This window comes from Streptomyces sp. AC558_RSS880 (assembly GCF_019049255.1).
Taxonomy (GTDB): domain Bacteria; phylum Actinomycetota; class Actinomycetes; order Streptomycetales; family Streptomycetaceae; genus Streptomyces.
In genome coordinates this window covers 95,816-114,577 of sequence record NZ_JAGMUJ010000033.1, presented here as the reverse complement: position 1 = coordinate 114,577, position 18,762 = coordinate 95,816, and the positions used below count along the sequence as shown (strand labels likewise).

The window sequence follows — 18,762 nt, the reverse complement described above, 5'->3', positions numbered from 1 at the left end:
CGGCCGTCGTCCACGTCAGTCCAGTCCAGGAGATTCCGCAACCGTGGCTTCCACGAACGACCTCAAGAACGGCATGGTGCTCAAGCTCGAAGGCGGCCAGCTCTGGTCCGTCGTCGAGTTCCAGCACGTCAAGCCCGGCAAGGGCCCGGCCTTCGTGCGCACCAAGCTCAAGAACGTGCTCTCCGGCAAGGTCGTCGACAAGACCTTCAACGCCGGCGTCAAGGTCGAAACGGCCACCGTCGACAAGCGCGACATGCAGTTCTCCTACATGGACGGCGACTACTTCGTCTTCATGGACATGGAGACCTACGACCAGCTCATGGTCGACCGCAAGGCCGTCGGCGACGCCGCCAACTTCCTCATCGAGGGCTTCACCGCCACCGTCGCGCAGCACGAGGGCGAGGTGCTCTTCGTCGAGCTCCCGGCCGCCGTCGAGCTGACGATCCAGGAGACCGAGCCGGGCGTCCAGGGCGACCGCTCCACCGGCGGCACCAAGCCGGCCACGCTGGAGACCGGCCACCAGATCCAGGTCCCGCTCTTCATCACCACCGGTGAGAAGATCAAGGTCGACACCCGTACCAGCGACTACCTCGGCCGGGTGAACAGCTAACCGTGGCTGCCCGCAACACGGCCCGCAAACGCGCCTTCCAGATCATCTTCGAGGGCGACCAGCGCGGCGCCGAGGTCCTGACCGTCCTCGCCGACTGGGTCCGGCACGCCCGGTCCGACACCCGGCAGCCGCCGGTGAGCGAGTACACGATGCAGCTCGTCGAGGGCTACGCGGAGCACGCGCAGCGCATCGACGAACTGCTCGCCCAGTACTCGGTCGGCTGGACGCTCGACCGGATGCCGGTCGTCGACCGCAGCATCCTGCGGCTGGGCGCCTACGAGCTGATCTGGGTCGACGAGACCCCGGACGCCGTGGTCCTCGACGAGATGGTGCAGCTGGCGAAGGAGTTCTCCACGGACGAGTCGCCCTCCTTCGTGAACGGGCTGCTCGGTCGGCTCAAGGAGCTCAAGCCGTCCTTGCGCCGGGAGTAGAAGCGCCCCGTAGGGGCGCGGGGAACCGCGCGCTCAGCCCTCGACGGCCCGCGGCCGACAAGAGACCGCGGCCGGCTGACGAAAAACCGCCGGGGTGGCCGGAACCATGAGGTTCCGGCCACCCCGGCGGCACGTTTCTGCGTACCCGCGGAGCGGTTACGCCTCCTCGTGCGTGGCCACCGCGCGGCGGGCGTCCGCGTCCAGGACGCCCCAGCTGATCAGCTGCTCGGTGAGGACCGACGGCGACTGGTCGTAGATGACGGCGAGGGTACGCAGGTCGTCCTGGCGGATCGAGAGCACCTTGCCGTTGTAGTCACCGCGCTGCGACTGGATCGTCGCCGCGTAGCGCTGCAGCGGGCCCGCCTTCTCGGCCGGCACCGTGGCCAGCCGCTCCAGGTCCAGGACCAGCTTCGGCGGCGGCTCGGCGGCGCCGCCCGGGGTCGTACCCGGCAGCAGCTCCTGCACCGGAACGCCGTAGAAGTCCGCCAGCTCCGCGAGGCGCTGCACGGTCACGGCGCGGTCGCCGCGCTCGTACGAACCGACCACGACCGCCTTCCAACGGCCCTGGGACTTCTCCTCGACACCGTGGAGGGAAAGGCCCTGCTGGGTGCGGATCGCCCGGAGCTTGGCCCCGAGCTGTTTGGCGTATTCGCTGGACATATAGCTCCCCGGCACTGTGTCGACGCGACTCTGGCTGGTTTCCATGCCGCGCGGCTGGTAACTCACTGTGAGGTTACGCAGCGTTACTCTCGTGCGTCAAGCCGAATGGTCCACACCGACTCTTCCGTGGTAGCGAAGATCGGCTACGCCATTGGAGTGATCGGGGGTGTCGTTCCGTGTGTATTCCGGCCTGATAGCCTGAGTGGCGCAATCCGACGTCCTTTAAGGTCCGTCCCGTGAGGCGGAGAAGGAGGTCCGTTTCACATGGACACGCAGGACACGCAGGACACGCAGGACAAGCAGGAACCGCAGTCCGATGCGCGGCCCGTTCTCGAAGGCCCCGACATCGCCCGGGTGCTGACCCGCATCGCCCACGAGATCGTCGAACGCGCCAAGGGCGCCGACGACGTGGTGCTCCTCGGCATCCCGACCCGAGGCGTCTTCCTCGCCCAGCGGCTCTCCGCCAAACTGGAGCAGATCACCGAGCGCAAGATCCCGGTCGGCTCGCTGGACATCACCATGTACCGCGACGACCTGCGCATGCACCCGCCGCGTGCGCTGGCCCGCACCGAGATCCCCGGTGACGGCATCGACGGCCGGCTGGTCGTCCTCGTCGACGACGTGCTCTTCTCCGGCCGCACCATCCGCGCCGCCCTCGACGCGCTGAACGACATCGGGCGCCCCCGCGCGGTGCAGCTCGCCGTCCTCGTCGACCGCGGCCACCGCGAACTGCCCATCCGCGCCGACTACGTCGGCAAGAACCTCCCCACGTCGCTGCGGGAGACGGTCAAGGTCCTGCTCGCCGAGGAGGACGGTCGCGACACCGTGCTGCTCGGCGCCAAGCGGACCGCCCAGTAGCACCGCGGAGCGCACGCCGACGGCGTGCGTCGGCCCGGCACGCCCACGCGCGTACCCGTCTGCCCGATTTCGCCTCATTGAACTGCCTTACGGAGCCTGACAGATGCAGCGTCATCTCATCTCGGCCGCCGACCTCACCCGCGACGACGCCGTCCTGATCCTCGACACCGCCGAGGAGATGGCCCGGGTCGCCGACCGGCCGATCAAGAAACTCCCGACCCTGCGCGGCCGGACCGTGGTGAACCTCTTCTTCGAGGACTCCACCCGCACCCGCATCTCCTTCGAGGCCGCCGAGAAGCGGCTCTCCGCGGACGTCATCAACTTCACCGCCAAGGGCTCCAGCGTCTCCAAGGGCGAGTCCCTGAAGGACACCGCCCAGACCCTGGAGGCCATGGGCGTCGACGCCGTGGTCATCCGGCACGGCGCCTCCGGGGCCCCGTACCGCCTCGCCACCTCCGGCTGGATCGACGCCGCCGTCATCAACGCGGGCGACGGCACCCACCAGCACCCCACCCAGGCCCTCCTCGACGCCTTCACCATGCGGCGCCGGCTGGTCGGCCGGGACGCCGGACTCGGGCAGGACCTGTCAGGACGGCGCATCACCATCGTCGGCGACGTCCTGCACAGCAGGGTCGCCCGCTCCAACGTCGACCTGCTGCACACCCTCGGCGCCGAGGTCACCCTCGTCGCCCCGCCGACCCTGCTGCCGGTCGGCGTGGACACCTGGCCCTGCGAGGTGTCGTACGACCTCGACTCGACGCTGACCAAGTCCGACGCGGTGATGATGCTGCGCGTCCAGCGCGAGCGGATGAACGCCGCGTTCTTCCCCACCGAGCGGGAGTACTCGCGCCGCTACGGCCTCGACGGCGACCGCATGGCGCGGATGCCCGAGCACGCCATCGTGATGCACCCCGGCCCGATGGTCCGCGGCATGGAGATCACCGCCGAGGTCGCGGACTCCGACCGCTGCACCGTGATCGAGCAGGTCACCAACGGGGTCTCCATCCGGATGGCCGTCCTCTACCTGCTGCTGGGCGGCAACGAACCCGCCGTGACCCACGCCCGTACCACCGAGGAGAAGTAAGAACATGAGCAAGATCCTGATCCGCGGTGCGAAGGTGCTCGGCGGCGAGCCGCAGGACGTCCTGATCGACGGCGGAACGATCACCCGGGTCGGCACCGGCCTGCCCGCCGAGGGCGCGGAGGTCGTCGAAGCCGGCGGCAAGGTCCTGCTGCCCGGCCTGGTCGACCTGCACACCCACCTCCGCGAGCCCGGCCGCGAGGACTCCGAGACCGTACTGACCGGCACCCGCGCGGCGGCGAGCGGCGGCTACACCAGCGTCTTCGCCATGGCCAACACCTTCCCGGTCGCCGACACCGCCGGCGTCGTCGAGCAGGTCTGGCGGCTCGGCCAGGAGTCCGGCTACTGCGACGTGCAGCCCATCGGCGCCGTCACCGTCGGCCTGGAGGGGAAGAAGCTCGCCGAGCTGGGCGCCATGCACGAGTCCGCGGCCGGCGTCACCGTCTTCTCCGACGACGGCAAGTGCGTCCACGACGCCGTGATCATGCGCCGCGCGCTGGAGTACGTGAAGGCCTTCGGCGGCGTCGTCGCCCAGCACGCCCAGGAGCCGCGGCTGACCGAGGGCGCCCAGATGAACGAGGGCGTCGTCTCCGCCGAACTCGGCCTCGGGGGCTGGCCGGCCGTCGCCGAGGAGTCGATCATCGCGCGGGACGTGCTGCTCGCCGAGCACGTCGGCTCCCGCGTCCACATCTGCCACCTGTCGACGGCGGGCAGCGTCGAGATCGTCCGCTGGGCCAAGTCCCGCGGCATCCGCGTCACCGCCGAGGTCACCCCGCACCACCTCCTCCTCACCGACGAGCTGGTCCGGTCGTACAACCCGGTCTACAAGGTCAACCCGCCGCTGCGCACCGAGCGCGACGTGATGGCCCTGCGCGAGGCGCTCGCCGACGGCACGATCGACATCGTCGCCACCGACCACGCCCCGCACCCGCACGAGGACAAGGACTGCGAGTGGGCCGCCGCCGCCATGGGCATGGTCGGCCTGGAGACCGCGCTGTCCGTGGTGCAGGAGACCATGGTCGACACGGGGCTGCTCGACTGGGCCGGCGTCGCCGACCGCATGTCCTTCACGCCCGCGCGCATCGGACGGGCCGAGGGCCACGGCCGTCCCGTCTCGGCAGGTGAGCCCGCCAACCTCACCCTCGTCGACACGGCATACCGTGGTCCCGTGGACCCCGCGGGCTTCGCCTCGCGCAGCCGCAACACCCCGTACGAGGGCCGTGAGCTGCCGGGCCGTGTCACGCACACCTGGCTCCGGGGCAAGGCCACGCTCGTCGACGGGAAGCTCACGTGACACCTGTACTCCTGCTGGCCGCCGAGAAGGAATCGGCGGAAGTGACCGACTGGGCCGCCCGGATCGGCTGGGTCGTCGGACTCGCCCTCTTCGTGGCGCTCGTCTACTGGCTGATGCGCGAGGGCTGGAAGTGGCGCGGCACCCTCCAGGGCGACCTGCCCGAGCTGCCCAGCGCGCCGGACGACCCCGGCCCGGCGAGACTGAGCATGAGCGGCCGCTACCACGGCTCCACCACCGCCGGTCAGTGGCTCGACCGCATCGTGGCGCACGGCCTGGGCACCCGCAGCCGGGCCGAGCTCACGCTGACGGACGCCGGACTGGACGTCGTACGCCCCGGCGCGAACGACTTCTTCGTCCCGGCCCACGCGCTGCGCGAGGCCCGGCTCGACAAGGGCATCGCCGGCAAGGTCCTCACCGAGGGCGGCCTGCTGGTCGTCACCTGGGAGCACGGCGACAGGCTGATCGACTCCGGCTTCCGCTCCGACCACGCGGCCGAGCACAACGAGTGGGTCGAAACACTGAACGACATGATCAACAAGACGGAAACGGAAGGCGCACGATGACGACCTCCACCCGGGGAGCCGGCAAGGCTCCCGCCGTACTCGTCCTGGAGGACGGCCGGATCTTCCGCGGCCGGGCCTACGGGGCCGTGGGGGCCACGTTCGGTGAAGCCGTGTTCTCCACCGGCATGACCGGCTACCAGGAGACCCTCACCGACCCGTCGTACCACCGCCAGGTGGTCGTGATGACCGCCCCGCACGTGGGCAACACCGGCGTCAACGACGAGGACATGGAGTCCAAGAGGATCTGGGTCTCCGGCTACGTCGTCCGCGACCCCGCGCGCGTGCCCTCCAGCTGGCGTTCCCGCCGCACGCTGGACGACGAGCTGGCCGCCCAGGGCGTCGTCGGCATCTCCGGCATCGACACCCGCGCCCTCACCCGCCACCTGCGCGAGCGCGGCGCCATGCGCGTCGGCATCTTCAGCGGTGACGCCATCCAGGACGACGCCGCTCTGCTGGCCCGTGTCCAGGAAGCACCCCAGATGACCGGCGCCGACCTGTCCGCCGAGGTCGCCACCACCGAGCCGTACGTCGTCCCCGCGATCGGCGAGAAGAAGTTCACCGTCGCCGCCGTCGACCTCGGCATCAAGGGCATGACCCCGCACCGCATGGCCGAGCGCGGCATCGAGGTGCACGTCCTGCCGGCGACCGCCACCGTCGAGGACGTGTACGCGGTCGACCCGGACGGCGTTTTCTTCTCCAACGGCCCCGGTGACCCGTCCACCGCCGACCACCCGGTCTCCGTCATGCAGGGCGTCCTGGAGCGCGGCACCCCGCTCTTCGGCATCTGCTTCGGCAACCAGATCCTGGGCCGCGCCCTCGGCTTCGGCACCTTCAAGCTGAAGTACGGCCACCGCGGCATCAACCAGCCGGTGCAGGACCGTACGACCGGCAAGGTCGAGGTCACCGCGCACAACCACGGATTCGCCGTCGACGCCCCGCTCGACAAGGTCTCCGACACCCCCTACGGCCGCGCCGAGGTCTCCCACGTCTGCCTCAACGACAACGTGGTGGAGGGCCTCCAGCTCCTCGACAAGCCGGCCTTCAGCGTCCAGTACCACCCCGAAGCGGCAGCGGGCCCGCACGACGCCGCCTACCTGTTCGACCGCTTCGTGAACCTCATGGAGGGCCAGCGTGCCTAAGCGCACCGATATCCAGTCCGTCCTGGTCATCGGCTCCGGCCCGATCGTCATCGGCCAGGCCGCCGAGTTCGACTACTCCGGCACCCAGGCGTGCCGCGTCCTCAAGGCCGAAGGGCTGAGGGTCGTCCTGGTGAACTCCAACCCGGCGACGATCATGACCGACCCGGAGATCGCCGACGCCACCTACGTCGAGCCGATCACCCCCGAGTTCGTCGAGAAGATCATCGCCAAGGAGCGCCCCGACGCGCTGCTGCCCACCCTGGGCGGCCAGACGGCGCTCAACACCGCGATCTCCCTGCACGAGAACGGCGTCCTGGAGAAGTACGGCGTCGAGCTGATCGGCGCCAACGTGCAGGCGATCCACAAGGGCGAGGACCGCGACCTGTTCAAGGAGGTCGTCGAGGAGGTCCGCAAGAAGATCGGCCACGGCGAGTCCGCCCGCTCCTACATCTGCCACTCCATGGACGACGTCCTCAAGGGCGTCGAGGAGCTCGGCGGCTACCCGGTCGTCGTCCGCCCGTCCTTCACCATGGGCGGCGCCGGCTCCGGCTTCGCGCACGACGAGGAGGAGCTGCGCCGCATCGCCGGTCAGGGCCTCACCCTCTCGCCGACCACCGAGGTGCTCCTGGAGGAGTCCATCCTCGGCTGGAAGGAGTACGAGCTGGAGCTGATGCGCGACAAGAACGACAACGTCGTGGTCGTCTGCTCCATCGAGAACTTCGACCCCATGGGCGTGCACACCGGCGACTCGATCACCGTCGCGCCGGCGATGACGCTGACCGACCGCGAGTACCAGGTGCTGCGCGACGTCGGCATCGCGATCATCCGCGAGGTCGGCGTCGACACCGGCGGCTGCAACATCCAGTTCGCGGTGAACCCGGCCGACGGCCGCGTCATCGTGATCGAGATGAACCCGCGCGTGTCGCGTTCCTCGGCGCTCGCCTCCAAGGCGACCGGCTTCCCGATCGCCAAGATCGCCGCCAAGCTCGCCGTCGGCTACACCCTCGACGAGATCCCGAACGACATCACCCAGGAGACCCCGGCCTCCTTCGAGCCGACGCTCGACTACGTCGTCGTGAAGGCCCCCCGGTTCGCCTTCGAGAAGTTCCCGAGCGCGGACTCCACCCTCACGACCACCATGAAGTCGGTCGGCGAGGCCATGGCCATCGGCCGCAACTTCACCGAGGCCTTCCAGAAGGCGCTGCGCTCGCTGGAGAAGAAGGGCAGCCAGTTCACGTTCGTCGGCGAGCCCGGCGACAAGGGCGAGCTGCTGCGCGAGGCCGTCCGGCCGACCGACGGCCGGATCAACGCCGTCATGCAGGCCATCCGCGCGGGCGCCACGCCCGAGGAGGTCTTCGAGTACACGAAGATCGACCCCTGGTTCGTCGACCAGCTCTTCCTCATCAAGGAGACCGCCGACGAGCTGGCCGCCGCCCCCGAGCTGACCCGCGACCTGCTCGCGGAGGCCAAGCGGCACGGCTTCTCCGACCAGCAGATCGGCGAGATCCGCGGCCTGCGCGAGGACGTCGTCCGCGAGGTCCGCCACGCGCTGGGCGTCCGCCCGGTCTACAAGACGGTCGACACCTGCGCCGCTGAGTTCGCCGCGAGGACGCCGTACTTCTACTCCTCCTACGACGAGGAGACCGAGGTCGCGCCGCGCGAGAAGCCCGCGGTGATCATCCTGGGCTCCGGCCCGAACCGCATCGGCCAGGGCATCGAGTTCGACTACTCCTGCGTCCACGCCTCCTTCGCCCTGAGCGACGCCGGCTACGAGACCGTGATGGTCAACTGCAACCCGGAGACCGTCTCCACCGACTACGACACCTCCGACCGGCTCTACTTCGAGCCGCTCACCCTGGAGGACGTCCTGGAGATTGTCCACGCCGAGCAGCAGGCCGGACCGGTCGCGGGCGTCGTCGTCCAGCTCGGCGGGCAGACCCCGCTCGGCCTGTCGCAGGCGCTGAAGGACAACGGCGTGCCGATCGTCGGCACCTCCCCGGAGGCCATCCACGCCGCCGAGGACCGCGGCGCCTTCGGCCGGGTCCTGGCGGAGGCCGGACTGCCGGCCCCCAAGCACGGCACCGCCACCACCTTCGCCGAGGCCAAGGCCATCGCCGACGAGATCGGCTACCCGGTCCTCGTCCGCCCGTCCTACGTGCTCGGCGGCCGCGGCATGGAGATCGTCTACGACGAGACCCGGCTGGAGTCGTACATCGCCGAGTCGACCGAGATCAGCCCTTCCCGGCCGGTCCTCGTCGACCGCTTCCTCGACGACGCCATAGAGATCGACGTGGACGCCCTGTACGACGGCGAGGAGCTCTACCTCGGCGGCGTCATGGAGCACATCGAGGAGGCCGGCATCCACTCCGGCGACTCGGCGTGCGCCCTGCCCCCGATCACCCTCGGCGGCTTCGACATCAAGCGGCTGCGCGCCTCCACCGAGGCCATCGCGCGCGGTGTCGGGGTGCGCGGTCTGATCAACATCCAGTTCGCGCTGGCCGGGGACATCCTGTACGTCCTGGAGGCCAACCCGCGCGCCTCGCGCACCGTGCCCTTCACCTCGAAGGCGACCGCGGTGCCGCTGGCGAAGGCCGCCGCGCGGATCTCGCTGGGCGCCACCGTCGCCGAGCTGCGCGCCGAGGGCCTGCTCCCGGCGAACGGCGACGGCGGCGAGCTGCCGCTGGACGCGCCGATCTCCGTCAAGGAGGCCGTGATGCCGTGGTCCCGCTTCCGGGACATCCACGGCCGCGGCGTCGACACCGTCCTCGGCCCGGAGATGCGCTCCACCGGCGAGGTCATGGGCATCGACTCCGTCTTCGGCACGGCGTACGCCAAGTCGCAGGCGGGCGCGTACGGCCCGCTGCCGACCAAGGGGCGCGCGTTCATCTCGGTCGCCAACCGCGACAAGCGCTCGATGATCTTCCCGGCGCGTGAGCTGGTCGCCCACGGCTTCGAGCTGATGGCCACCTCCGGCACCGCCGAGGTGCTCCGGCGCAACGGCATCAACGCCACGGTCGTGCGCAAGCAGTCCGAGGGCCCCGGTCCGAACGGCGAGAAGACCGTCGTCCAGCTCATCCACGACGGCGAGGTCGACCTCATCGTCAACACCCCGTACGGCACCGGCGGCCGCCTCGACGGCTACGACATCCGTACGGCCGCCGTGGCACGGTCCGTGCCCTGCCTGACGACGGTCCAGGCGCTCGCCGCCGCCGTCCAGGGCATCGACGCGCTCAACCGCGGCGACGTGGGCGTCCGCTCACTGCAGGAACACGCGGAACATCTGACCGCGGCCCGCGACTAGCAGCAGCCCGCAGGGGGACACCGGAAACGGTGTCCCCCTCTCCATGAGGACACCATGTACAAGATTCTCTTCACCCTGCTCTTCCGGCGGATGGACCCCGAGCAGGCCCACCACCTGGCCTTCCGCTGGATCCGTCTCGTCGCGCGCGTCCCCGGCCTGCGCACCTTCGTCGCCGCCGTGCTCGCCCCCCGCCACAAGGAACTGCGCACCGAGGCCCTCGGACTGCGCCTGCACAGCCCCTTCGGCCTCGCCGCCGGCTTCGACAAGAACGCCGTCGGCATCGACGGCCTGGCGATGCTCGGCTTCGACCACGTCGAGATCGGCACGGTGACCGGGGAGCCGCAGCCCGGCAACCCCAGGAAGCGGCTGTTCCGCCTGGTCGCGGACCGGGCCCTGATCAACCGCATGGGCTTCAACAACGAGGGTTCGCTGGCCGTCGCGGCCCGCCTGGCCTCCCGCACGCCCGTCTTCAGGACGGTGGTCGGCGTCAACATCGGCAAGACCAAGGCCGTCCCCGAGGACGAGGCCGTCGCCGACTACGTGAAGTCCGCCGAGCGGCTGGCGCCGTACGCCGACTACCTGGTCGTCAACGTCTCCTCCCCGAACACGCCCGGACTGCGCGACCTCCAGGCCGTGGACCACCTGCGCCCGCTGCTCGCCGCCGTCCGCGAGGCCGCCGACCGGACCGTCCCGGCCCGCCGGGTGCCGCTGCTGGTGAAGATCGCCCCCGACCTCGCCGACGAGGACGTCGACGCGGTCGCCGACCTCGCCGTGGAACTCGGCCTGGACGGGATCATCGCCACCAACACCACCATCGCGCGCGAGGGACTCGGCCTGACGTCCTCGCCCGCCCTCGTCCAGGAGACCGGCGGTCTCTCCGGCGCCCCCCTCAAGGCGCGCTCCCTGGACGTGCTGCGCCGCCTCTACGCGCGCGTGGGCGACCGGATCACCCTGGTCGGCGTCGGCGGCGTCGAGAACGCCGAGGACGCCTGGCAGCGCATCCTGGCCGGTGCCACGCTGGTCCAGGGGTACAGCGCGTTCATCTACGAGGGCCCCTTCTGGGGCCGCGCCATGCACAAGGGGCTCGCCGCGCGGCTGCGCACCAGCCCGTACGCCACGCTCGCCGACGCGGTGGGCGCCGACGTGAGGACGACGGTATGACCGGCCCGGAACCCTTCGGCGCGCGGCTGCGCCGCGCGATGGACGAGCGCGGCCCGCTGTGCGTGGGCATCGACCCGCACGCCTCCCTGCTCGCCGAGTGGGGCCTGAACGACGACGTCACGGGCCTGGAGCGGTTCAGCCGCACGGTCGTCGAGGCGGTCGCCGACCGGATCGCCGTGCTCAAGCCGCAGAGCGCCTTCTTCGAGCGCTTCGGCTCGCGCGGGGTCGCCGTCCTGGAGAAGACGGTCCGGGAGGCGCGGGAGGCCGGGGCGCTGGTCGTCATGGACGCCAAGCGCGGCGACATCGGCTCCACCATGGCCGCCTACGCCGAGTCCTTCCTGCACAAGGACGCGCCCCTGTTCTCCGACGCGCTCACCGTCTCGCCGTACCTCGGCTACGGCTCGCTCAGCCCGGCCGTCGCGCTGGCCCGGGAGACCGGCACCGGGCTGTTCGTGCTGGCGCTGACGTCCAACCCGGAGGGCGGCGAGGTCCAGCACGCGATCCGCGCCGACGGGCGCACCGTCGGGGCGACCATGCTCGGGCACCTGGCCGTCGAGAACGCCGGCGAGGAGCCGCTCGGGTCCTTCGGCGCGGTGGTCGGCGCGACGCTCGGCGACCTCTCCTCGTACGACCTGGACATGGGCGGGCCGATCCTCGCGCCCGGTATCGGCGCGCAGGGGGCCACGGCGGCCGATCTCCCGGCGGTCTTCGGCCGCGTGGTGCGCAACGTCGTGCCGAACGTCAGCCGGGGGGTGTTGCGCCACGGTCCCGACGCGGTCGCTCTGCGTGACGCCGCGGAGCGGTTCGCGGAGGAGATCAGGACCGCCGTGACGCGGGCCTGAACCGGCGGACGGGGGAATCCGTGGTCGCCGGACTCTGGATACATCCTCAAATCCGGGGGATTATGTCTTAAATGTCCGGCCTGGCGGAGGCTGACCAGGACTTTTCCGCAGTTCTCGCTGACTCCGGCGGAGTTGGCCGCTAGTCTCCGACGGAGAGTGAACGGGCGACGGTGTCGCTCGTGACTCCTCAGGTGTGGGGCGACTAGGTTCCTCACCGGTCCGTATCCGACAGTTCGACATCCGAGGTGACGTAGGCGTGGCTCTTCCGCCCCTTACCCCTGAACAGCGCGCAGCCGCGCTCGAAAAGGCCGCCGCGGCTCGCCGGGAGCGGGCCGAGGTCAAGAATCGACTCAAGCACTCCGGCGCCTCCCTTCACGAGGTCATCAAGCAGGGCCAGGAGAACGACGTCATCGGCAAGATGAAGGTCTCCGCCCTGCTTGAGTCCCTGCCGGGCGTGGGCAAGGTCCGCGCCAAGCAGATCATGGAGCGACTGGGCATCTCCGAGAGCCGCCGCGTGCGCGGTCTCGGTTCCAACCAGATCGCCTCCCTGGAGCGCGAGTTCGGCAGCACTGGTTCCTGAGTACGGGCCAGTCCGGGACCGGCGTCCCGGGCAACCCGTGATTGCTGGAATAATCGCTGCATGACTGAACGTCCGCGGCTGACCGTGCTCTCCGGCCCCTCCGGGGTCGGCAAGAGCACGGTCGTCGCCCATATGCGCAAGGAACACCCCGAGGTCTGGCTCTCGGTGTCGGCGACGACCCGGGCGCCCCGTCCCGGGGAGCAGCACGGAGTCCACTACTTCTTCGTCACCGACGAGGAGATGGACAAGCTGATCGCCAACGGCGAGCTGCTGGAGTGGGCCGAGTTCGCCGGCAACCGCTACGGCACCCCCCGCGCGGCGGTGCTGGAGCACCTGGAGGCGGGTGTGCCGGTGCTGCTGGAGATCGACCTCCAGGGCGCACGGCAGGTCCGTGAGTCCATGGCGGAGGGCCGGCTGGTGTTCCTGGCTCCTCCCTCCTGGGAGGAGCTCGTGCGCAGGCTCACGGGCCGGGGCACCGAGTCGCCCGAGGTCGTCGAGCGCCGGCTGGAGGCCGCGAAGATCGAACTGGCGGCCGAGCCGGAGTTCGACACCACCCTGGTCAACACCTCCGTCGAGGACGTGGCCCGCGAGCTGCTAGCCTTGATGAACGTCGTGTGATCGTGAGCAATCGTTCACCGGTCGCGCCGACTGAATCTTTCCCATCCATCGGAAGGTAGAGCGTGTCCTCTTCCATCTCCGCGCCCGAGGGCATCATCAACCCGCCGATCGACGAGCTTCTCGAGGCCACGGACTCGAAGTACAGCCTCGTGATCTACGCGGCCAAGCGGGCCCGCCAGATCAACGCGTACTACTCGCAGCTCGGCGAGGGCCTGCTCGAGTACGTCGGCCCCCTCGTCGACACCCACGTCCACGAGAAGCCGCTCTCGATCGCCCTGCGCGAGATCAACGCGGGACTGCTGACCTCCGAGGCCGTCGAAGGCCCCGTTCAGTAACCGGTCGGTAGGTCGTACCAGCTGTTCGCAGCTGACTTCTCCACAGGCCCGGCAGCACGTCTGCCGGGCCTGTGGTGTCTCATGGGAGTGGTCGCACATTTCCGAGGTCCGGGGAGAGACGGTGGACAAGCCGAAGGTCGTTCTGGGGGTCAGCGGCGGCATCGCCGCGTACAAGGCCTGTGAGCTGCTCAGGCGGCTGACGGAGTCGGGGCACGACGTCCGGGTCGTCCCCACCGCCTCCGCGCTGCACTTCGTCGGCGCCGCCACCTGGTCCGCGCTCTCCGGGAACCCGGTCTCCACCGAGGTCTGGGACGACGTCCACGAGGTGCCGCACGTCCGCATCGGACAGCACGCCGACCTGGTGGTCGTCGCCCCCGCCACAGCGGACACGCTGGCCAGGGCGGCCCACGGCCTGGCCGACGACCTCCTCACCAACACCCTGCTCACCGCCCGCTGCCCGGTCGTCTTCGCCCCCGCCATGCACACCGAGATGTGGGAGCACCCGGCCACCCAGGAGAACGTGGCCACCCTGCGCCGCCGCGGCGCCGTCGTGATCGAACCGGCCGTCGGCCGCCTCACCGGCGTCGACACCGGCAAGGGCCGGCTGCCCGACCCGGGCGAGATCTTCGAGGTCTGCCGCCGGGTGCTGGCCCGCGGTGTCACCGTGCCCGACCTCGAGGGCCGGCACGTCGTCGTCAGCGCCGGAGGCACCCGCGAGCCCCTCGACCCCGTCCGCTTCCTCGGCAACCGCTCCTCCGGCAAGCAGGGCTACGCCCTCGCCCGCACCGCCGCCGCCCGCGGCGCCCGCGTCACGCTGATCGCGGCCAACACCGCCCTGCCCGACCCGGCGGGCGTGGACCTCGTCCGGGTCGGGACCGCCGTGGAGCTGCGCGAGGCCGTCCTCGGCGCCGCCGCCGACGCGGACGCCGTGGTCATGGCCGCGGCCGTCGCCGACTTCCGGCCGGCCGCCTACGCCACCGGCAAGATCAAGAAGAAGGACGACCAGGAGCCCGAGCCCATCACCCTGGTACGGAATCCGGACATCCTCGCCGAGATCTCCGGTGACCGGGTGCGCGCCGGACAGGTGATCGTCGGCTTCGCCGCCGAGACCGACGACGTGCTCGCCAACGGCCGCGCCAAGCTGAAGCGCAAGGGCTGCGACCTGCTGGTGGTGAACGAGGTGGGGGAGCGCAGGACCTTCGGCTCCGAGGAGAACGAGGCCGTGGTGCTGGGTGCCGACGGCAGCGAGACCCCCGTCGCGCACGGCCCGAAGGAAGCCCTGGCCGAAACCGTGTGGGACCTGGTGGCCGAACGCCTCGGATGAGTGATTCATTCTTCGTCCGCGGTTCCCCGAAACCCGGCTCGTTCGGGGCGTGGCGCCTCTGGCCAACCTGGCCCGGCATGGGCAGAATGCCCGTGCCGCAGGTCACAGCGCTCTCGCGAGACGAGACAGGGGGACCCGTGGCGAAGCGCGACCGATAAACTGTTCCACGGACGGCGTCGGGTGCAGCCCCCGCCGTCCGCCAATGATCAGCCAGCAGCCGCTGCAACCCCAGGGAGCGTTGTGTCCCGTCGTCTGTTCACCTCGGAGTCCGTGACCGAGGGTCACCCCGACAAGATCGCTGACCAGATCAGCGACACCATTCTCGACGCACTCCTCCGTGAGGACCCGACCTCCCGGGTCGCCGTCGAGACCCTGATCACCACCGGCCTGGTGCACGTGGCCGGCGAGGTCACCACCAAGACGTACGCGGACATCGCGACGCTGGTGCGCAACAAGATCCTGGAGATCGGCTACGACTCCTCGAAGAAGGGCTTCGACGGCGCCTCCTGCGGCGTGTCGGTGTCGATCGGCGCGCAGTCCCCGGACATCGCGCAGGGCGTCGACGCCGCCTACGAGGCCCGCGTCGAGGGTGACGACGACGAGCTCGACCGGCAGGGCGCCGGCGACCAGGGCCTGATGTTCGGCTACGCGACGGACGAGACGCCGACGCTGATGCCGCTGCCGGTCTTCCTCGCGCACCGCCTCTCCAAGCGCCTCTCCGACGTGCGCAAGAACGGGACCATCCCCTACCTGCGCCCGGACGGCAAGACCCAGGTCACCATCGAGTACGACGGCGACAAGGCGGTCCGTCTGGACACCGTGGTCGTCTCCTCCCAGCACGCCTCCGACATCGACCTGGAGTCGCTGCTCGCCCCCGACATCCGCGAGTTCGTCGTGGAGCCGGAGCTGAAGGCGCTCCTGGACGAGGGCATCAAGCTCGACACCGAGAAGTACCGGCTGCTGGTGAACCCGACCGGCCGCTTCGAGATCGGCGGCCCGATGGGCGACGCCGGCCTGACCGGCCGCAAGATCATCATCGACACCTACGGCGGCATGGCCCGCCACGGCGGCGGCGCCTTCTCCGGCAAGGACCCGTCCAAGGTGGACCGCTCGGCGGCGTACGCGATGCGCTGGGTCGCCAAGAACGTGGTGGCGGCCGGCCTGGCCTCCCGCTGCGAGGTCCAGGTGGCGTACGCCATCGGCAAGGCGGAGCCGGTCGGCCTGTTCGTCGAGACCTTCGGCACCGCCAAGGTCGACACCGAGAACATCGAGCGGGCCATCGACGAGGTCTTCGACCTCCGCCCGGCCGCGATCATCCGCGACCTCGACCTGCTGCGCCCGATCTACGCCCAGACCGCCGCCTACGGCCACTTCGGCCGTGAGCTGCCCGACTTCACCTGGGAGCGCACCGACCGCGTGGACGCCCTGCGCAAGGCGGCGGGGCTGTAAGCCCCACCCCGCGTCTCCCCGAGGCCCGGCGCCCCCTTCCGAGGGGCCGCCGGGCCTCGGCGCGTACGGAGCGCCGTACCTGTCCGTGCACGCCGCACAGGTACGTACGGCGCTCGTGGTGCGGCGGCGTCACGGCCCGGTGCGCAGGGCACGGACACGTCCGGGTGAGGACCCTCGCGGGTTCGAACCCCGCTGCCGGTCCCGGACCGGTACGGCCGAGCGGCCCGAGGCGGAAGCGCCTTCGGGCGTCCGTACCCGGGGCCGATCCCGCGCCCGGCGCCGCTGTCAGTCGCGTTTGGTAAGAATGCAGGCGTGAGCAGCGAGAACGGACAGCCGGAGGGCGGCGCGGAGGGCGCGCCGCCCGAGCAGCTCGCGCTCATCCGGGAGAGCGTGCGCAAGGCCAAGGCGCCCCGGGCCAAACCACGCACCTGGCGCGGCGCCGCGCTCGCCGGGGAGCTGCCCGTCGCCCGGGTCCTCGTCGACAAGGGCGTGCTCCACCTCGACCGCTACTTCGACTACGCCGTGCCCGAGGAACTGGACGCCGACGCGCAGCCGGGGGTGCGGGTGCGGGTGCGGTTCGGGGCCGGACGGCACCGGGTGCGGGAGGGGCGGCGCGAGGGCGGCGGACTGATCGACGGGTTCCTCGTCGAGCGCCTCGCCGAGTCCGACTACTCGGGACCCCTGGCGGCACTGGCGCAGGTGGTCTCGCCCGAACCGGTGCTCGGCGAGGAACTGCTGGGCCTCGCCCGCGCGGTCGCCGACCGGTACGCGGGCAGCCTCGCCGACGTCCTCCAGCTCGCCGTGCCGCCGCGCAACGCCCGCGCGGAGCGACGGCCCTCGCCCGACCCGCTGCCGCCGCCCCCGGCGCCCGCACCCGGCTCCTGGGAGCGGTACGAGCAGGGGCCGGCCTTCCTGGAGTCGCTGGCCTCGGGAGGCGCCCCACGGGCCGTGTGGAACGCGCTGCCGGGGCCGCGGTGGAGCGAGGAACTGGCCCGCGCCGTCGCCGCGACCCTGGCCTCCGGGCGGGGCGCGCTGGTCGTCCTGCCGGACGGGAGGGCCGTGGCCCGCGTCGACGCGGCGCTCACCGAACTGCTGGGGGAGGGGCGGCACGCGGTCCTCACCGCCGACGCCGGGCCGGAGAAGCGGTACGCGCGGTGGCTCGCCGTGCGGCGGGGCTCCGTACGGGCCGTCGTCGGGACACGGGCGGCGATGTTCGCGCCGGTGCGGGACCTCGGACTGGTCGCCGTCTGGGACGACGGCGACGACAGCCACAGCGAGCCGCACGCCCCGCAGCCGCACGCCCGTGAGGTGCTGCTGCTGCGGGCGGCGCAGGACAAGTGCGGCTTCCTGCTGGGCAGCCGGCACTGCACCGTGGAGGCCGCCCAGCTGGTGGAGACCGGTTGGGCCCGGCCGCTGGTCGCCGGGAGGGAGCGGGTGCGGGCCGCCGCGCCGCTGGTGCGGACCGTGGGGGACGGGGACCTCGCGCGTGACGAGGCCGCCCGCGCGGCGCGGCTGCCGAGCCTCGCCTGGCAGGCCGCCAGGGAGGGGCTGCGGCACGGGCCGGTGCTCGTGCAGGTGCCCCGCCGTGGCTATGTGCCGCGGATGGCGTGCGCCGGCTGCCGGGCCCCCGCCCGGTGCCGGCACTGCTCCGGGCCGCTGCAGGCACAGGGGTCCGACGATCTGCGGTGTGAGTGGTGCGGGCGCGAGGAGAGCCGCTGGCACTGCCCCGAGTGCGGCGGGTTCCGGTTGCGGGCCCAGGTGGTCGGGGCGCGGCGGACCGCCGAGGAGCTGGGCCGGGCCTTCCCCGCGGTCCCGGTGCGCACCTCGGGGCGCGAGCACGTACTGGACACGGTGCCGGGGTCACCCGCGCTGGTGGTGAGCACCCCCGGCGCGGAGCCGGTGGCCGAGGGCGGATACGCGGCGGCGCTGCTGCTGGACGGGTGGGCCATGCTGAGCCGGCCCGATCTGCGGGCCGGGGAGGACGCGTTGCGCCGCTGGATCGGCGCGGCGGCGCTGGTCCGGCCGCAGTCGGCGGGCGGCACGGTGGTCATAGTCGCCGAGCCGACCCTGCGGCCCGTGCAGGCGCTGGTCCGGTGGGACCCGGTCGGGCACGCGGTACGGGAACTGGCCGAGCGGGGCGAACTGGGGTTCCCGCCGGTGTCCCGGATGGCGGCGGTGTCGGGGCCGGGCGAGGCGGTGGCCGAGTTCCTCCGCGCGGTGGAGCTGCCCGCGCGGGCGGAGATCCTGGGTCCGGTGCCCCTGCCGGTCACCCCGGCGGGCCGCCCGCGCCGGCCGGGCGCACCGCCCCCCGGTGAGCACTGGGACCGGGCGCTGGTCCGGGTGCCCCCCGGCAACGGCGCCGCACTGGCCGCCGCGCTGAAGTCCGCCCAGGCGACACGCACGGCCCGGGGCGGGACCACCCCCGTATGGGTCCGCATCGACCCTCCGGACATCGGCTGAACCCGCCGGGACGCGCCGCGCCCTCCCGGGGGCGGTGCGTCCGGGAGGGCGCGGTG

Annotated in this window: 17 protein-coding genes; 16 read left to right on the top strand and 1 reads right to left on the bottom strand. The window is 71.5% G+C overall.

The genetic code is table 11. The annotated features are described in order from the left end of the window. Positions 1-43 precede the first annotated feature (43 nt). Positions 44-610 (top strand): elongation factor P, encoded by a 567-nt coding sequence (gene efp, locus KUM38_RS15655; RefSeq protein WP_217129986.1) that lies wholly within the window; start codon positions 44-46, stop codon positions 608-610. Positions 611-612: 2 nt separating this feature from the next. Further along, the gene (gene nusB / locus KUM38_RS15650) at positions 613-1,041 is read left to right on the top strand and encodes a transcription antitermination factor NusB (protein ID WP_217129985.1); all 429 of its coding nucleotides are present in this window, start codon (positions 613-615) and stop codon (positions 1,039-1,041) included. Between the two features lie 156 nt (positions 1,042-1,197). On the opposite strand, the gene bldD is transcribed toward nusB, so the two are convergent. Then, the gene (gene bldD, locus KUM38_RS15645; RefSeq protein ID WP_014671524.1) at positions 1,198-1,701 is read right to left on the bottom strand and encodes a transcriptional regulator BldD; all 504 of its coding nucleotides are present in this window, start codon (positions 1,699-1,701) and stop codon (positions 1,198-1,200) included. A 264-nt stretch (positions 1,702-1,965) separates the two neighbouring features. On the opposite strand from bldD, the gene pyrR reads away from it, so the two are divergent. The 14 genes from pyrR (at position 1,966) to KUM38_RS15575 (ending at position 18,706) form a co-directional block, all read left to right on the top strand. Further along, positions 1,966-2,559: a bifunctional pyr operon transcriptional regulator/uracil phosphoribosyltransferase PyrR gene (gene pyrR, locus KUM38_RS15640; protein ID WP_217129984.1), complete on the top strand. Its 594-nt coding sequence runs from the start codon at positions 1,966-1,968 to the stop codon at positions 2,557-2,559. A gap of 103 nt (positions 2,560-2,662) precedes the next feature. After that, complete coding sequence (locus tag KUM38_RS15635) at positions 2,663-3,643, top strand: aspartate carbamoyltransferase catalytic subunit (protein WP_217129983.1); 981 nt, start codon at positions 2,663-2,665, stop codon at positions 3,641-3,643. A gap of 4 nt (positions 3,644-3,647) precedes the next feature. After that, positions 3,648-4,934: a dihydroorotase gene (locus KUM38_RS15630; RefSeq protein ID WP_217129982.1), complete on the top strand. Its 1,287-nt coding sequence runs from the start codon at positions 3,648-3,650 to the stop codon at positions 4,932-4,934. After that, positions 4,931-5,497 carry a hypothetical protein gene (locus tag KUM38_RS15625; protein ID WP_217129981.1) on the top strand — a complete coding sequence of 189 codons (567 nt, stop codon included), beginning with the start codon at positions 4,931-4,933 and terminating at the stop codon, positions 5,495-5,497. The genes KUM38_RS15630 and KUM38_RS15625 overlap by 4 nt, the downstream gene beginning before the upstream one ends. Next, positions 5,494-6,636 (top strand): glutamine-hydrolyzing carbamoyl-phosphate synthase small subunit, encoded by a 1,143-nt coding sequence (gene carA / locus KUM38_RS15620; RefSeq protein WP_217129980.1) that lies wholly within the window; start codon positions 5,494-5,496, stop codon positions 6,634-6,636. The genes KUM38_RS15625 and carA overlap by 4 nt, the downstream gene beginning before the upstream one ends. After that, on the top strand, positions 6,629-9,937 hold the full coding sequence (gene carB / locus KUM38_RS15615) for a carbamoyl-phosphate synthase large subunit (protein WP_217129979.1): 3,309 nt from the start codon (positions 6,629-6,631) through the stop codon (positions 9,935-9,937). The genes carA and carB overlap by 8 nt, the downstream gene beginning before the upstream one ends. Before the next feature lie 54 nt (positions 9,938-9,991). Continuing rightward, complete coding sequence (locus KUM38_RS15610; protein ID WP_217129978.1) at positions 9,992-11,098, top strand: quinone-dependent dihydroorotate dehydrogenase; 1,107 nt, start codon at positions 9,992-9,994, stop codon at positions 11,096-11,098. Next, positions 11,095-11,940, top strand: coding sequence for an orotidine-5'-phosphate decarboxylase (pyrF, locus tag KUM38_RS15605; RefSeq protein ID WP_217129977.1), 846 nt, complete (start codon positions 11,095-11,097; stop codon positions 11,938-11,940). Before KUM38_RS15610 ends, pyrF begins: the two co-directional genes overlap by 4 nt. A 256-nt stretch (positions 11,941-12,196) precedes the next feature. Beyond that, positions 12,197-12,520 (top strand): integration host factor, encoded by a 324-nt coding sequence (locus KUM38_RS15600; protein ID WP_003977346.1) that lies wholly within the window; start codon positions 12,197-12,199, stop codon positions 12,518-12,520. Between the two features lie 60 nt (positions 12,521-12,580). After that, a complete protein-coding gene (gene gmk / locus KUM38_RS15595; protein ID WP_217129976.1) occupies positions 12,581-13,138 on the top strand; it encodes a guanylate kinase in 558 nt (185 codons plus the stop codon). Positions 13,139-13,200: 62 nt separating this feature from the next. After that, positions 13,201-13,473: a DNA-directed RNA polymerase subunit omega gene (gene rpoZ / locus KUM38_RS15590; RefSeq protein WP_187823194.1), complete on the top strand. Its 273-nt coding sequence runs from the start codon at positions 13,201-13,203 to the stop codon at positions 13,471-13,473. 121 nt (positions 13,474-13,594) lie between these two features. After that, positions 13,595-14,797, top strand: a complete 1,203-nt coding sequence (coaBC, locus tag KUM38_RS15585) for a bifunctional phosphopantothenoylcysteine decarboxylase/phosphopantothenate--cysteine ligase CoaBC (RefSeq protein ID WP_217129975.1) — start codon at positions 13,595-13,597, stop codon at positions 14,795-14,797. Between the two features lie 240 nt (positions 14,798-15,037). Then, positions 15,038-16,246, top strand: coding sequence for a methionine adenosyltransferase (gene metK / locus KUM38_RS15580; protein WP_217129974.1), 1,209 nt, complete (start codon positions 15,038-15,040; stop codon positions 16,244-16,246). 312 nt (positions 16,247-16,558) lie between these two features. Beyond that, the gene (locus KUM38_RS15575) at positions 16,559-18,706 is read left to right on the top strand and encodes a primosomal protein N' (RefSeq protein WP_217129973.1); all 2,148 of its coding nucleotides are present in this window, start codon (positions 16,559-16,561) and stop codon (positions 18,704-18,706) included. The last annotated feature ends 56 nt before the right edge of the window (positions 18,707-18,762 follow it).